13 protein-coding genes are annotated in these 13,395 nt (G+C 72.1%); 4 read left to right on the top strand and 9 right to left on the bottom strand.

The genetic code is table 11. From position 1 onward, the window contains the following. Nucleotides 1-3: 3 nt before the first annotated feature. The 8 genes from ACFWV3_RS26055 to ACFWV3_RS26020 form a co-directional block, all read right to left on the bottom strand. A complete protein-coding gene (locus ACFWV3_RS26055; RefSeq protein WP_382414574.1) occupies nt 4-1,143 on the bottom strand; it encodes an acyl-CoA dehydrogenase family protein in 1,140 nt (379 codons plus the stop codon). Then, a complete protein-coding gene (locus tag ACFWV3_RS26050) occupies nt 1,140-2,546 on the bottom strand; it encodes an AMP-binding protein (RefSeq protein WP_382414572.1) in 1,407 nt (468 codons plus the stop codon). Before ACFWV3_RS26050 ends, ACFWV3_RS26055 begins: the two co-directional genes overlap by 4 nt. A gap of 32 nt (nt 2,547-2,578) precedes the next feature. Beyond that, nucleotides 2,579-3,364, bottom strand: a complete 786-nt coding sequence (locus ACFWV3_RS26045; protein WP_382414570.1) for a hypothetical protein — start codon at nt 3,362-3,364, stop codon at nt 2,579-2,581. After that, nucleotides 3,361-4,749, bottom strand: coding sequence for an MFS transporter (locus ACFWV3_RS26040; protein ID WP_382414568.1), 1,389 nt, complete (start codon nt 4,747-4,749; stop codon nt 3,361-3,363). Before ACFWV3_RS26040 ends, ACFWV3_RS26045 begins: the two co-directional genes overlap by 4 nt. Nucleotides 4,750-4,754: 5 nt before the next feature. Next, nucleotides 4,755-5,426 carry an HAD family hydrolase gene (locus ACFWV3_RS26035; RefSeq protein ID WP_382414566.1) on the bottom strand — a complete coding sequence of 224 codons (672 nt, stop codon included), beginning with the start codon at nt 5,424-5,426 and terminating at the stop codon, nt 4,755-4,757. Further along, entirely contained in the window at nt 5,423-6,361 is a 939-nt protein-coding gene (locus ACFWV3_RS26030; RefSeq protein ID WP_382414564.1) for a pseudouridine-5'-phosphate glycosidase, read from the bottom strand. The genes ACFWV3_RS26035 and ACFWV3_RS26030 overlap by 4 nt, the downstream gene beginning before the upstream one ends. Nucleotides 6,362-6,436: 75 nt before the next feature. Further along, entirely contained in the window at nt 6,437-6,811 is a 375-nt protein-coding gene (locus ACFWV3_RS26025; RefSeq protein ID WP_382414562.1) for an ectoine synthase, read from the bottom strand. A gap of 29 nt (nt 6,812-6,840) precedes the next feature. Then, a complete protein-coding gene (locus ACFWV3_RS26020; RefSeq protein ID WP_382414560.1) occupies nt 6,841-7,092 on the bottom strand; it encodes an acyl carrier protein in 252 nt (83 codons plus the stop codon). 459 nt (nt 7,093-7,551) lie between these two features. On the opposite strand from ACFWV3_RS26020, the gene ACFWV3_RS26015 reads away from it, so the two are divergent. Continuing rightward, complete coding sequence (locus ACFWV3_RS26015) at nt 7,552-7,716, top strand: hypothetical protein (protein WP_382414558.1); 165 nt, start codon at nt 7,552-7,554, stop codon at nt 7,714-7,716. Nucleotides 7,717-7,779: 63 nt separating this feature from the next. Here ACFWV3_RS26015 and ACFWV3_RS26010 read toward each other — a convergent pair whose 3' ends face one another. Beyond that, complete coding sequence (locus ACFWV3_RS26010; RefSeq protein WP_382414556.1) at nt 7,780-10,857, bottom strand: BTAD domain-containing putative transcriptional regulator; 3,078 nt, start codon at nt 10,855-10,857, stop codon at nt 7,780-7,782. A 610-nt stretch (nt 10,858-11,467) separates the two neighbouring features. On the opposite strand from ACFWV3_RS26010, the gene ACFWV3_RS26005 reads away from it, so the two are divergent. The 3 genes from ACFWV3_RS26005 to ACFWV3_RS25995 all read left to right on the top strand — a co-directional run bounded on the left by ACFWV3_RS26005 (nt 11,468) and on the right by ACFWV3_RS25995 (nt 13,238). Continuing rightward, nucleotides 11,468-12,373 (top strand): NAD(P)/FAD-dependent oxidoreductase, encoded by a 906-nt coding sequence (locus tag ACFWV3_RS26005; protein WP_382414554.1) that lies wholly within the window; start codon nt 11,468-11,470, stop codon nt 12,371-12,373. Between the two features lie 43 nt (nt 12,374-12,416). After that, a complete protein-coding gene (locus ACFWV3_RS26000; RefSeq protein ID WP_382414552.1) occupies nt 12,417-12,827 on the top strand; it encodes a hypothetical protein in 411 nt (136 codons plus the stop codon). 66 nt (nt 12,828-12,893) lie between these two features. After that, complete coding sequence (locus tag ACFWV3_RS25995) at nt 12,894-13,238, top strand: hypothetical protein (RefSeq protein ID WP_382414550.1); 345 nt, start codon at nt 12,894-12,896, stop codon at nt 13,236-13,238. Nucleotides 13,239-13,395: the final 157 nt, after the last annotated feature.

The following is a 13,395-nucleotide window of genomic DNA, read 5'->3' as shown; positions in this document are numbered from 1 at the left end:
TCCTCATAGACCCATCATGGAAGCGATGCGCTGACGCTGGATGTCCGAGGTTCCGGAGTAGATCGTCCCGGCGACGGCGTTGCGCAGGTCCTTCTCCAGCCCGTACTCCGCGGTGTAGCCGTACCCGCCGAAGAGCTGCACCGCCGACAGGGCCGTGCTGACGTTGGCCTCGCTGGCGACGAGCTTGGCGACGGCGAGGTCCGCGGTGACGGTCTGGCCGTTCTGGAGCTTCACCGCCGTGTCGTAGAGCCACTTGCGCGCGGTCTCCACCGCGATGCGCATCTCCACGACCCGGTTCGACACCGACTGGAACGACCCGATCTTCTGTCCGAACTGGACTCGCGTGCGGGCGTAGTCCACGCAGCGCTCCAGCCGGTGCTGCATCTCGCCGACGTTGATGATGAAGGAGCAGAGGATCTCCCACTTCATCACGTGGTCGAGGATGAGGAACCCCGCGCCGGTCGAGCCGACGACGTTCGCCGCCGGCACCCGGCAGTCGTCGAAGTACAGCTCGCTCAGGGGCGACGTACGCAGCCCCATCTTGGCCACCGGCCTGCCCGCGGTCAGTCCCGGTGTGTCGCGGTCGACGAGGAACGCGGTGATCGCGGCGGGGCTGCCGCGCTTGCCGGTGCGGGCGTAGACGACGACCACGTCGGCCAGCGGCCCGTTGCTGATGAACGTCTTGCTGCCGTTGAGGACGAAGTGGTCGCCGTCGCGCACCGCGGAGGTGCGCATGGCCATGACGTCCGACCCGCCCTCGGGCTCGGTGATGGCGTGCGCGCCGATGATCGAGCCGTCGCACACCCTGGTGAGGTAGCGGTCCTTCAGCTCCGCCGAGCCGAAGCGCTGCAGCGGCACGCCGGTGCTGACCATGTGCGTGGACAACGAGAAGCTGAACCCGCCGTCGCGGCAGGTGTAGCCGAGGCCCTCCAGCACGTGCATGGTGGTCAGCAGGTCCTGGCCGAGGCCGCCCCACCGCTCGCCGAACGGCAGGCCGAGCAGTCCCGTCTCGCGCAGCACCTTCCAGGCCTCCGCGGCGAACTCGCCGGCGGCGTCGCGCTCGACGTGCCCCTCGCCGAGCACCGGACCGAGGTCCTCGACCGCCGCGCGCAACGAGCGCTGGTCCTCGTTCCACTCGATCATCGGGTCACGCTCCTTCCGCGACCGCTGTCCGCCGTGCGCAGAGCGGTGCGGTCGACCTTGCCGGTGGAGGTGCGGGGCAACGCCTCGTCGCCGATCTCGAACGCGCCGGGGATGGCGGTCCTGGGCAGCGCGGCGGCGCAGTGCGCCCGCAGGTGCAGTCCGTTGAGCCCGGAGCCCGGCGCGCGGCGGACCACCGCGCGCAGCAGGGTTCCCGCCTCCTCGTCGGGGAGCGGGACCACCGCGGCCTCGACCACCTCCGGGTGCGCGAGCACGACGTTCTCGACCTCCTGGACGTTGGTGCGCACGCCGCGCACCTTCACCTGGTGGTCGTTGCGGCCGGTGAGGTGCACGAGCCCGGTCTCGTCGCGGCGGACCAGGTCGCCGGTGCGGAACCAGCCGTCGTGCCACCGGTCGCGGTGCAGCGCGGGGTCGAGGTAGCCCTCGGCGCGGAAGGGGGTGCGCACCACCAGTTCGCCGCTGTCGGTGTCGCGGCCCTCGTCGTCGACGACGCGGAACTCGACACCGTCGATCGGTGTGCCGATCGGCGTCGGCGTGCGGGTGGGGTCGATGCGGTGCACGAAGCTGTCGTTGGTCTCGGTGCAGCCGTAGACGTTCCACAGCCGGGCCTGCGGGAAGGCGGCCGCGACGCCGGTGAGCAGGGCGGGCGGAGCGGTGTCCCCGGTGAGCAGGACCTCCCGGACGTCCGGGAGCACCCGCCCGGTCGCGGTGACCAGCCGGAAGAACAGCGGTACCGCCTGCACCACCGCGGGCGCCCACTCGGCGCACAGGTCGGCCAGGTGGTCGCCGTCGGTGGCGCGGTCGGGATCGACCAGGTCCGTCCTGGCGCCGACGGCCAGCGCCGCCCACAGGTCCAGCAGGCACAGGTCGAAGTTGAGCGGCGCGTAGTTGAGCACCCCGACGCCGGGCCCGATGCCGAACGCGCGGGCGGCCCAGGCGAGGAAGTCGTCCACGCCCCGTTCGGCGAGCACGACGACCTTGGGCGTGCCGGTGGAGCCGGAGGTGGTCAGCAGCAGACCAGGCCCCGGCAGCACGGCGGCGGCGGCGCCGGTCGGCCGCACGCCCCTCGGGGTGAGCACGTGCGAGCAGCCGACCTGGTCGCACAACCGCAGCAGGGCGTCGTGGCCCAGCGACGCCGACGGCAGCAGCACCCGCCTGTTCTCGCGGAAGCACGCGATGAGCAGGGCGATGGTCTCCGGCGACTTGTGCGCGGGCACGCACACCGGCGCATCGGCCGGGAGACCGTGCAGCAGCGACGCGGACTCCCGTGCCAGCCGGTCCAGCGAGGCGTAGTCGACCGCGGCACCGGCCCAGGACAACGCCGGAGCGTGCGGTCTGGCGTCCACCTGGGCGGCGAACGCGGTCACGAAGGATGTGGTGGGCATGGTGGGGCACCCCAGATCGAAGTAGGGCCGGCTCACCGGCCGGCGGTCAGCAGTCCGCCACCGGGCACCGTCGCGGCCAGGCCGGTGAGGTCGAGCAGCCGCCACAGGCACGCCTGGTTGGAGGTCACCACCGGCACGCGGAGCTCGCGCTCCAGCTCGTCGACGGCCTCCCAGGAGCGGAACCCGCTGCCGGGCATCAGCAGTCCGTCGGCGTACGCGGGGAAGGCCTCGGCGGCCTGGCGGCACACCTCGGCGGGGTGCACGTCCCAGCGCCCGCCGCGGTCGAAGAGCCGGTGGCGCTCGACGCCGTCCCACCGCTCGCCCAGCCGGAAGGGCACCAGCGCGGCGGGCTCGAACCCGGCGCTCACCAGGTAGGACTCGGCGGCGGCGAACGTCGGCGCGGTGAACCACGGCGGTGCGAGCACCATGGGCCGGCGCACGCCGAGCGCGGTCAGCGCGGCGCGGATGGCCTGCCCGGCGGTGTAGACCGGGGTGCCGCCGGCCAGCTCGGCGGCCGCGGCGGCGAACCCGGCGTCGAACGCCAGGCCGCCGAAGAAGCTGGCCGACCCGAAGCACAGGCAGATCGCCGAGACGCCCAGCTCGCCGAGCTGCACCAGGCCGCGCCGCACGTCCGGGCTGGACACCAGGCGCTCCCAGGACTCGCTGGTGTACTCGGCGCCGGTGCGGGTGGGGCTCTCGAAGCGGGCCGTGTGGACGGTGACGCCCGGCGGCGCCATGGCCCACAGCTCCGCCTCGACCACCGGATCGTTGTGCACGACCAGCACACCCAGCCGCGCGGTCCAGGCTCGTGTCGTCACGACCGGCTCCCTTCTCGCCGGACCGGCCCGAACCAGGCCAGCAGTGCGCCCGCCGCGGCCGCCGCGGCGGTGGTGGCGAACGCCGCGGCGAACGCGCCGGGGCCGGGGTCGCGCCCCAGCACCAGGACCAGCACGGCCACGCCGAGTGCGCCGGCCATGTACTGCGAGGTCGTCATCAGCGCGCTTCCGGTGCCCTGGTTGCGGTCCTCGACGTCGGCCGTGCCGGCGATGAACATCGACACGTAGGTCACGCCGTGGGCGAAGCCGGTGATCAGCAGACCTGGCAACAGGTGCACGACGTAGCTGTCGCCGTGCGCCTGGAACGCGAGCAGCAGCAGACCGGCCGCGTCGGCGACGAACGCCAGTGCGAGCGTGGCCCGCACCCCTATCGCGGCCACGATGCGCGCCGCCACGGAGTTCGCCACCGCGATGGCCACCGCCATCGGCAGGAACGCCAGCCCCGCGGCCAGCGGGTCGTAGCCGCGCAGCTGCTGCACGAGCAGCGTCACCACGAAGAACTGGTTGCCGACGCTGGCCATGTAGAGCGCGGTGGTGCCACAGCCGACCAGCAGCGAGCGGGTGCGCCGCAGCACCGGGTCGACCAGCGGGCGTTCGCTGCGCCGCTCCTGGACCGCGAACCCGGCCAGGAGCACCGCGGCCGCGCCGAACGCCGCGAGGACGCCCGGATCCGTCCAGCTGCCGCTCGCCGTCAGCGTCAGGGCCAGCGCCGCGGACAGCACGGCACCGGTGCACAGGACGGCGCTGGGCACGTTGAGGCCGCCGCGCTCGTCGGCGGTGATCTCGGTGCGGGGCAACAGCTTCGGCGCGGCGAAGGCGCTGATCACCGCCAGCGGCAGGTTGATCAGGAACACCCACCGCCAGGAGACCGTGGTCAGCAGACCACCGATGATCACACCCGCGGCCAGCCCGGACGCGCCGACCGTCCCCCACACGCCCAGGGCGCGGTTGCGGGCGGGCCCGGCGGGGAAGGACGTGTTGATCAGGGCGATGACCGCGGGCTGGAGCACCGCGGCCGCGACGCCCTGGGCGGCGCGGGCCACCAGGAGCAGCGGCGCGCTGGGCGCGAGGCCGCCCGCGAGCGAGGCGACGCCGAAGAGCAGGGTGCCGGCGACGAACAGGCGGCGCGGGCCGAGCCGGTCCGACACCCGGCCGCCGACGACGAGGAACCCGGCGAAGAACACCGCGTAGCCGCTGACCACCCACTGCAGGGAGCTCTCGCTCAGCGCCAGGTCCGCGCCGACGCTGGGCAGTGCGATGTAGACGATGGAGTAGTCGAGCGCGATGAGGAACTGCGCGACGGCGAGGATCGCGAGTGCCCCGTTCGCGGTGCGCCCGCGGGTCGTGGCGCCTTCCGTACTGGTCATGGAGATCACCTCGAAGGGGTACCGAGCGGGAGGAGGACGGTGGCGAGCCCGAGCGCGTCGGCGTGCACGGCACTCGCCCCCGCGGCCAGCAGCTCGCCGGTGGTGGCGACGCCGGTGGCCACGCCCAGGGCGGTCATGCCCGCGGCACGGGCCATCGCCATGTCGTCGACCGCGTCGCCGACGACGACGCAGCCGGCCGGGGCGACGCCGAGCCGGTCGGCCGCCAGCAGGGCCAGGTCCGGGTGCGGTTTGCCGCGGTCGGTCATGCCGTGGCAGGCCAGGACGTCGAAGCAGGCCAGCAGGCCGGTGGCCGCCAGCAGCTCCACCGCGCTGCGGTGGACCTTGCTGGTGACCGCGGCGACGAGCCGGCCGCGCTCGCGCAGGCCGTCGAGCAGCTCGGGCACGCCGGGCAGGACCAGCTCGCGCGCCGACGGGATGACCACCTCGGTGAACAGCTCACGGGCCCGGCCGGCGGCGCGCTCGGCACCGGGGTGGCCGGGTGGGAGGCCGAGCAGCAGTGCCAGGGAGGCGACCAGCGGCCGGCCGACGGTGGCGCGCAGCCGCGCCTCGTCCGGCACGCCGCCGTTCTCGGCCACCACCTGGCGCAGCACCGCCGTCATTCCGGCCGGCGTGTCGACGAGCGTGCCGTCGACGTCGAACAGCACGGCGGTGCTCATGCCCGCTCCTGCAGGCGGCTCTGCGCGAGCGCCGAGGCGAACTCGGCGGCCAAGGCGCTGGTGGACAGCAGGACGGACCGGTTGGCCTCGCTGGTCCGGCCGCTGGTCGCCTTGCCGACCGCGCTCAGGATGGCCGGTGTGACGTCCTTGCCCTGCACGCCCGCCGCCTCGGTCTCGGCCTGCTTCTCCCGCACCAGCGCGTAGACCTCGTCCGCGGGCAGGGCGTCCTCGGGGTGGATCGGGTGGGTGACGAGGAAGCCGCCGGTGTTGCCCACCGCCCAGTGCAGGCGCACCGCGGCCGCCAGCTCGTCGAGGTCGTCCACGCGTCGGGGATTGCGCTCGCCGCTGGAAACGCTGTAGTAGGCCGGGAAGTCGTCGCAGCGGTAGCCCACCACCGGCACGCCCTGGGTTTCCAGGTACTCCAGGGTGAGCGCCGGGTCCAGCAACGACTTGGCGCCCGCGCAGACCACGGCGACCTCGTGCCGGGTGAACTCCACCAGGTCCGCGGAGACGTCGAGGCTGCGCTGCGCTCCGAAGTGGACACCGCCGATGCCGGCGACCGCGAACACCTCGATGCCGGCCCGGCCGGCGGCGACCAGTGCCGCGGAGACCGTCGTGCCGCCGTGCCCTCCGCCGGCCAGCACGGGACCGATGTCGCGGGCCCCGACCTTCGGCACGGTCGGCGTGGTGGCGAACAGCTCCACCTGCTCGTCGGACATGCCCACCACGAGCCGGCCGGACACGATGCCGGTGCGGGCGGGCACGGCGCCCTCGGCGCGGACGGCCTTGTCCATGTCGAGCGCGGTGCGGAGGTTCAGCGGGTGCGGCAGACCCTGCACCACGCCGGACGACTCCAGGGCCACCACCGGCCGGCCCTCGGCCAGTGCGTCGGCGACCTCCTCGGACACCGAGAAGAACTCGTCGCGTGCGGACACCGTGCACTCCTTCACGTCGTGGGATTCGGGCCGGTGGCGCGGAAGCGGACGTGCTCCCGCGCCACCGGTCACCGGTCAGTACTGGGAGAACTCGTCCGTGTCGAAGTTGTGCCGCTCGTCCCCGCGCAGCGGCGGGTTGAAGACGCTGATCAGCTCCAGGTCCCGCTCGGGGGACGCGATCAGGAAGTGCTGGTCGTGGCGATCCAGCGCGTACATCACACCGGGCTCGAGCTCGTGCGTCGTACCGTCCGCGTCGATCACCTGTCCGCGCCCGGCGATGCAGTAGCACGCCTCGAGGTGGTTGCGGTACTCCAGCGGGGACTTCGATCCCGCCTTCACGACGGTGTGGGCGATCGTGAAGCCCATGTTGTCCTTCTCGACCAGCAGCCGGTAGCTGAGACCGTTCCCCCAGTCGATGCCGGTGACGCCGGCCTTGTCGCGCACGATCATGTGCGTGAGCCCTCCCTCTCCTCGGTCTTTCAGACGTAGGTGTGTGCGTCCGCGATGAAGGCCGTGATGGCCTCCACCGAGCTGAACTGGGCCGGGGAGACGTCTCGCTCCTCGACCGGGATCCCGTACTGCTCGCCCACCCAGGCGATGAGGCGGAGCAGGCCCAGGCTGTCCACCACCCCGTTGTCCAGCAGGTCGTAGTCGGACGGGAGCTGGCCGGGGGTGATGTCCGGGGCGAAGGTGGTCACGATGAACCGCTTGACCTCGTTCTCGATCGACACTCGTGGTCCTCCTGGGAGTTGGTCGTGCTGCCGTTGCCCGGTCGGCAGCCGGTCGCCGCCGGCGTTGACCGGCAACGCCTCGCTGGGCAGGTGCGCGGGCCACGTGCCGGATCGGTGCCGGCGGTGACGCGGGCCGACGACTTCAGGTGCGTCCGGCCCGTGCCCACGACCGACGCGGTGACCACGCCGGCTGCGAGCACATACCGGGCAGCCGGGGCGTCCACGAGATCAGCCGCCAGGTGCCGCCTGGAGTCCACTTCGGAACAGTCCACCTGTGCTGCCCTCCGTGGTCGCCGCGGCAGGTACGGGGACAACCGTGCGGGGCAACGCTGTCGATGCGCTTTCCACCCGCTATCGATTCCGGGCCAGGTCCTTTGAGCGGGGGAAAGGCGCGTCGAAGGCGGGAGCGGGTCAGCTGGTCGCACCGGGCCAGAGCGGCGCGGTCGGAAGGAGCCCCCGGTGCTGAAGTCCCTGCTCACCACGGCCATGGTCGGTGTGGCCGTCGCCGCCGGTCCCGCGGCAGCCGTCATCACGGCCCCCGCGGCGACGGCGGCCGTGCAGTGCCCGCAGGACACCAACTGGAGTGATGAACTGCAGACGTGCGTGGACGACACGCACTGGTGAGCGGATCGGCTGACGCAAACGGCCCGGCCACTTTCGTGGCCGGGCCGTCACGCGCTCGGCCGGTCACCCCACGACGGCCTCGCAGGCGCACCGCTCGCGCAACCGCGCCACGAGCCGGGCCGCCTCGGCGGACTCCATGCCGGCCAGGAGCACGACGGCCTGCTCGACCCGCTCTCGTGACTCCGTGCAGTCGCAGTGTTCCGCGAGCAACGCGAGCGTCCTGGCCTGCCACAGCGCCGACCCGAGCTCGCGGAAGAGCCGCAAGGCCGCCTGCAGGTGCGCCACGCCCCCGTTCACGTCGAGGCGGGCGAGCGCGATCTCCCCGAGCGAGTACCGCGACTTGGCCTCGATCAGCCGCTCCCCCACCCGCCGCGCCAGCTGCAGCACGGTCACCAGCGTCGTGTCGGCGTCGTCCAGCCGCCCCTCCCGCTGCTCGAGCACTCCCAGCCCGTACACGGTGTGGACCTCGCCGATCCGGTCACCGTTGGCGCGCACGATGCGCAGCACGCGGTGCAGCGCGTTCCTGGCGGCCTCGATCTGTCCGTTGGCGAGGTGGAGCTCGGCGAACCTGTGCACCACCTGCGCCTCGACCCGCAGGCAGCCGGTTTCCATGGTGATCGTCAGCGCCTGGTCCAGCAGCAGGGCCGCGCTCTCGACGTCACCCTCGTCGAGGCGGTGCTTGGCGATGCTGCGCAGGACGTGCGCCTCGCCGATCCGGTCGCCGACGGCCCGCAACGTCGCCAGCGCCTCGACGTACTTGGCCATCATCACGACGGTGTCGCCGCGGAGTCCGTGGACGTGCGCGTAGTTCCGCAGCACCAGCGCCCGGCCGTGCGCGTTGCCCACCGCGTCGAACAGCTCCACCGCGCCGGCGAAGCACTTCTCCGCGTCGTCGAGCCGGGCCTGGAACATGTGGAGCGTTCCGAGTGAGTACCGCGTCGCGGCCATCCCGAGCCAGTTGTCCGCCCGCTGGGCCGCCTCGTGGGCGAGCCCCGCGCACTCCACCCAGTCGTCGAAGTACCCCTTGGCCTCGAACAAGGTGACGGAGGTCAGGGCGAGGTCCCAGCACAGCTCGTCGAACCCGGCCTCGGCGGCCTGCCGGACCGCCGCCACCAGCGCCCGCCGCTCGGCCTCCCACCAGTGCGCGGGCTCGCCGAGGTGGTCGTCCAGCTCGGCGGCGCCGGGGTGCCACCGCCGCGCGCTGCCGTGCAGGATCGTGTAGTCACCGCCGTACTCGCGCCGGTGCGCCTCCTCGGCGAGCGCCAGCCAGCCGCCCAGCACCCGTCCGAGCGCGTGTGTCCGCTCCTCCTGCGTGGTGTCCTGCTGCAACCGCTCGGCGGCGTAGACCCTGATCAGATCGTGCAGCCGGTAGCGCGGCGACGCTTCCCCGTACTGCACGATGTCCACCAGCTGGGCGTCGACCAGTCTCTCCAGCACCTCCTCGGCCTCCGCCACCGTGGTGTCCAGCAGGGCGGCGGCCGTCCAGCCGGGGAAGTCGGGTGCCGTGACCAGCGAGCACAGCCGGAACAGCCGCCGGGCCTGCTCGTCGAGCACCCGGTGGGTGATCTCGAACGTCGACCGCAGCTCCAGCCCGTGGTGGGCGAACTCGTCCAGCCACCGCGCCTCGTCGCGCAGCCGCCGGACCAGCCCCCGCACCCGCCAGTGCGGCCGGGACACCAGCCGCGCGCTGGCGATGCGCAGGGCGAGCGGCAGCCCACCGCACAACCGGGCCAGCTCCACCGCCGCGTCCGGCTCGTCCCCGACCCTCGCCGGGCCCATGACGCGGTTCAGCAGTTCGAGCGACTTCGCCACGTCGAACACGTCGACGTCGAACTGCCGGACCCCCGGCAGGCCGCTCAGGCGGACCCGGCTCGTCACGATCACCGCGCACGACGGGCTGCCCGGCAGCAGCGGCCGGACCTGCGACTCGTCGGACACGCCGTCCAGCACGAGCAACAACCGCCTGCCGGACAGCTTGCTGCGGTACAGCTCGGCCCGTTCCTCCAGGTCGTCGGGCACCGCCGAACCGGAGACCCCCAGCGCGCGGAGGAACCGCGCGAGCAGCTTGGCCGTGTGGTCGTTGTCGCTGGTCGCCTCCATGTCGGCGTACAGCTGGCCGTCCGCGTAGCGGCTGCTGAGCTGGTGGGCCGCGCGGGCCGCGAGAGTGGACTTCCCGACGCCGCCCTTGCCGGAGATGGCGATGATCGGTTTGCTCCAGCGCTCGTCGGCGTCCACGTCCAGCAGCCGCATGATCTGCTCCAGCTGCTCCTCGCGACCGGTGAAGTCCGCGATGCCCGCCGGCAGCTGCCGGGGCACCACGACCGGCTCCTGCCGTTCGGCGGGGACGTGCGCGGACGGGGCCGACGGACCGGACGGCAGCGGTGACTCCGGTGCGCCGAGCGCCTTGTCCCGGCGCAGGATCGCCTGTTCCAGGTCGCGCAGCTCCTGGCCGGGCTCCAGCCCGACCTCCTCGATCAGGAGCGTGCGGGCACGCCGTCCCACCTCCAGCGCCTCGGCCTGGCGACCGGCCCGGTACAGCGCGAGCATCAACAGCCCGTGCAGTCCTTCCCTCAGCGGGTGTTCGGCCACCTGAGCGCGCAGCTCGAGGATCACCTCGCGGTGCCGCCCGAGCGTCAGGTCGAGCCGGATGCGGGCCTCGATCGCGGCCAGCCGCTGTTCCTCCAGCATGGTGGCGCTGCGCCGCACCAGGTCGCTGGGGATGTCCGCCAGCGCGGGTCCCCGCCACAACCCCAGGGCCTCGCGCAACATCGCCGCCGCGTCGACAGGTCTGCCGCTCTCGGTGAGCTCCCGCGACGCCGCCACGAGCTCACCGAACCGGAGGCTGTCCACCTCCCCGGATCCCAGCCGCAGCACGTACCCCGGCGGTCGGGTCACGATCACGTCCGACCGACCGGCGTCGGCGAACAGCTTGCGCAGCAACGAGATGGAGATCTGGATCTGCCCACGCGCCGTCAGCGGCGGAGCGGTGCCCCACACGGCGTCGATCAACTGCTCCACCGGCACCACCCGGCCGGCGTTCAACCCCAGTACCGCCAGCACGACCCGCTGCCGCGGGCCTCCCAGGTCCAGCGACCGGTCGTCCAGCACCAGCTCGACCGGTCCCAGCAGCCCAAGCCCCATGCGAAAGCTCCCGTTCCCCCATCACGGTGGCTCGATCGGCGCCGCGCATCGATGCGCAGCGGCGAAGTGCACATCTCCGGGCGCCGTGAGCGACGTGGAATGTTCACCGAGACTACCGCAATGGCGAGAGCGATTTCCGCGCAGAAATAGTCGTTGTCCCGTGGAATAATCCGGACCCGGGTTAGTTCGGCAATAGAACCGAATTGCTCGGGAACCGAACATTGCGCGTTTCCCTTCAGCGGCTGTCCCGAACTCCGCAATGGATACCCCGTCCGGAGCAATCGCGGTGCGTCCAGCCCGAACCGGGTCTCGTTCCAGGGAAAGCGCCTGCGAAAGCCGCCTTCGCGACCGCGAACAGCACGGCGAGCGCTTCGCATCGTCCATTCCGGCGACAGAGGGAACGGAATCGAACGGCACCCCGAACTGGTCGATCCTGCCACAAACCAGGAAACGAAACTCGCCGGTCCGGTCATCCAGCTCAACGAGGAAGTCGAGAGCCTATTGCGCGGTGCTCAAGAGGCCTGTCGTCGGCAGCGAGTGGCCGAATGACTTCACGCACGCCGGCGACGGCGTCCGGTGACCTCGCCGCGCGGCACTTACTGTGGCATCCGTGGACATCGTCGTGGTCGGTGCAGGCATAGCGGGTCTCTCGTGCGCGCGTGCGCTGGCAGACGGCGGCGCACGGGTACGCGTCCTCGACCGTGGCCGTGTCGTGGGCGGGCGGCTGGCCAGCCGGCGCAGCAACGGCCGGTACGCGGACATCGGCGCCGCCTACCTGGTCGCCGACGACCCCGCTTTCCTTGCGCAGACCGAGTCCTGGCAGTCCCGGGGCCTCGGTCGTCCCTGGACCGACACTGTGCGGGTCTACCCCGAAGGCACGGACACCCGCGGCCCCGTCCGCTGGGCCGCACCAGGCGGACTGCGCAGCCTGGCCACGGACCTCGCCGACGGACTCGACGTCCGCCTCTCCACCCCGGTCACCTCCGTCGAGGCCGTCGCGCAGGACGCGGACGCGGTGGTGCTGGCCATGCCCGGCCCCCAGGCCCTGAAGCTGTCCCCGCCACCGGCAATCGCCTCCGCCGCGACCTCGCAGAGCTGGCGACCGGTGATCGCCGCGGTCCTCACCTACCCAAGCCGCTCGTGGACCGGATTTCGCGGTGCGTTCGTCAACGACCACCCGGTCCTCGCCACCGTGTGCGACGACGGCGACCGCCGAGGCGACGCCGCACCGGTCCTCGTCGCCCACTCGACCCCCGAACTCGCCTCCGCACACCTGGACGCACCCGCCGAGGCCGGTCCGATCCTCGCCGCAGCCGTGGGAGAACTGCTCGGCATCACCGCCCCGCCGGAGATCGAGACGCACCGCTGGACCTACGCCCAACCCGAGAAGGCGTCCGAGACCCCGTTCGCGAGAGACGGCCGGGTGTGGTTGTGCGGAGACGCGTTCGGCCGCCCACGCGTGCAGACGGCGTGGCTTTCCGGTCGTGCCGTGGCGAGCGCCCTGCTCGACGGGTGAGCCGTGACCACGGCAGTCCCACTCTGGCCGCTGATTCCCGAACATGAGCCGGCGCGTGGCGATGCGCCGGCTCGACCCCGGCTACGACAAGCGGGCCTTCGACACCAGCCAGATGGGGCTCAGCGCCGTGGTGCGCGCCAAGGCCCACGACGACTGGGCCCGCGGCTTCCTCGCCGATCATCCCGACGCGGTGGTGCTGCACCCGAGCCACCCGCATCGTGCGGTTCCGGTTCTGACGCACGGATGCCGCAGCCGCCGAGACAGACTGTCCACATCGGACTCGAAGCGGCGAACCGCGCTTCCCCGTTTGCCTCAGGACCACCCGACAATCAGCGCGCGCCAAGTTTCGCGGTCACTGAGCACGACGAACCCGCCTTCGGGCGCCACGTTCAGCAACGTGACAAGAACCGCGGCACCGCTACGCCTCGATCACCGATCCGGCGCCCACCGCTGACGCCACCGCAGATGCCGAGCGCTTCGACGACCGTCCCGGCGGGCGAAAGGTGATCGGCGGACCGGTTTGCATCGAAAGCAGGAGCCGGTCGGTTGGCATCCTTTCGCCGATGCACCCGCCTGCCCGGATCACCACGATGGACTGGCCGGACAGCCGCTGGACGTCCGCCGCGACCGGGAGGAACGAGTCATGACCAACGAGAACGGCACACCTGGCACCCCAAAGGCCTCACGCGAACTGCCGCGCGTGCTCGCGTGGGTGCTGCTGGTTCTCGCGCTGGCGGTCAACATCTGCGTGTCGCTGTTCTCGCTGCCGCTCGCCCTCGGCGTGGTGTCCGGGGTCATCGCTCTCGCGCTCGCCGCGATTCTCGTGAGCGACCACCGTCGGAAGCGCAGCCGACCGAAGCCGTGAGAGCGCGCCCAGTACGTCGGCCACCCGTTCCAGGACGGGATCGACGTGCCGCGTTCAGACCACCACAAAATGGTCGTCAATCGAATTATTGAGACATGCATTTGCAACTTCGAGGGTTTACTTGAACCTTCAATCATGGCCCACTAGATTGGCTTCA

This window comes from Lentzea sp. NPDC059081 (genome assembly GCF_042738015.1).
Lineage (GTDB): Bacteria > Actinomycetota > Actinomycetes > Mycobacteriales > Pseudonocardiaceae > Lentzea.
This window is presented reverse-complemented; position numbering and strand designations above follow the sequence as displayed.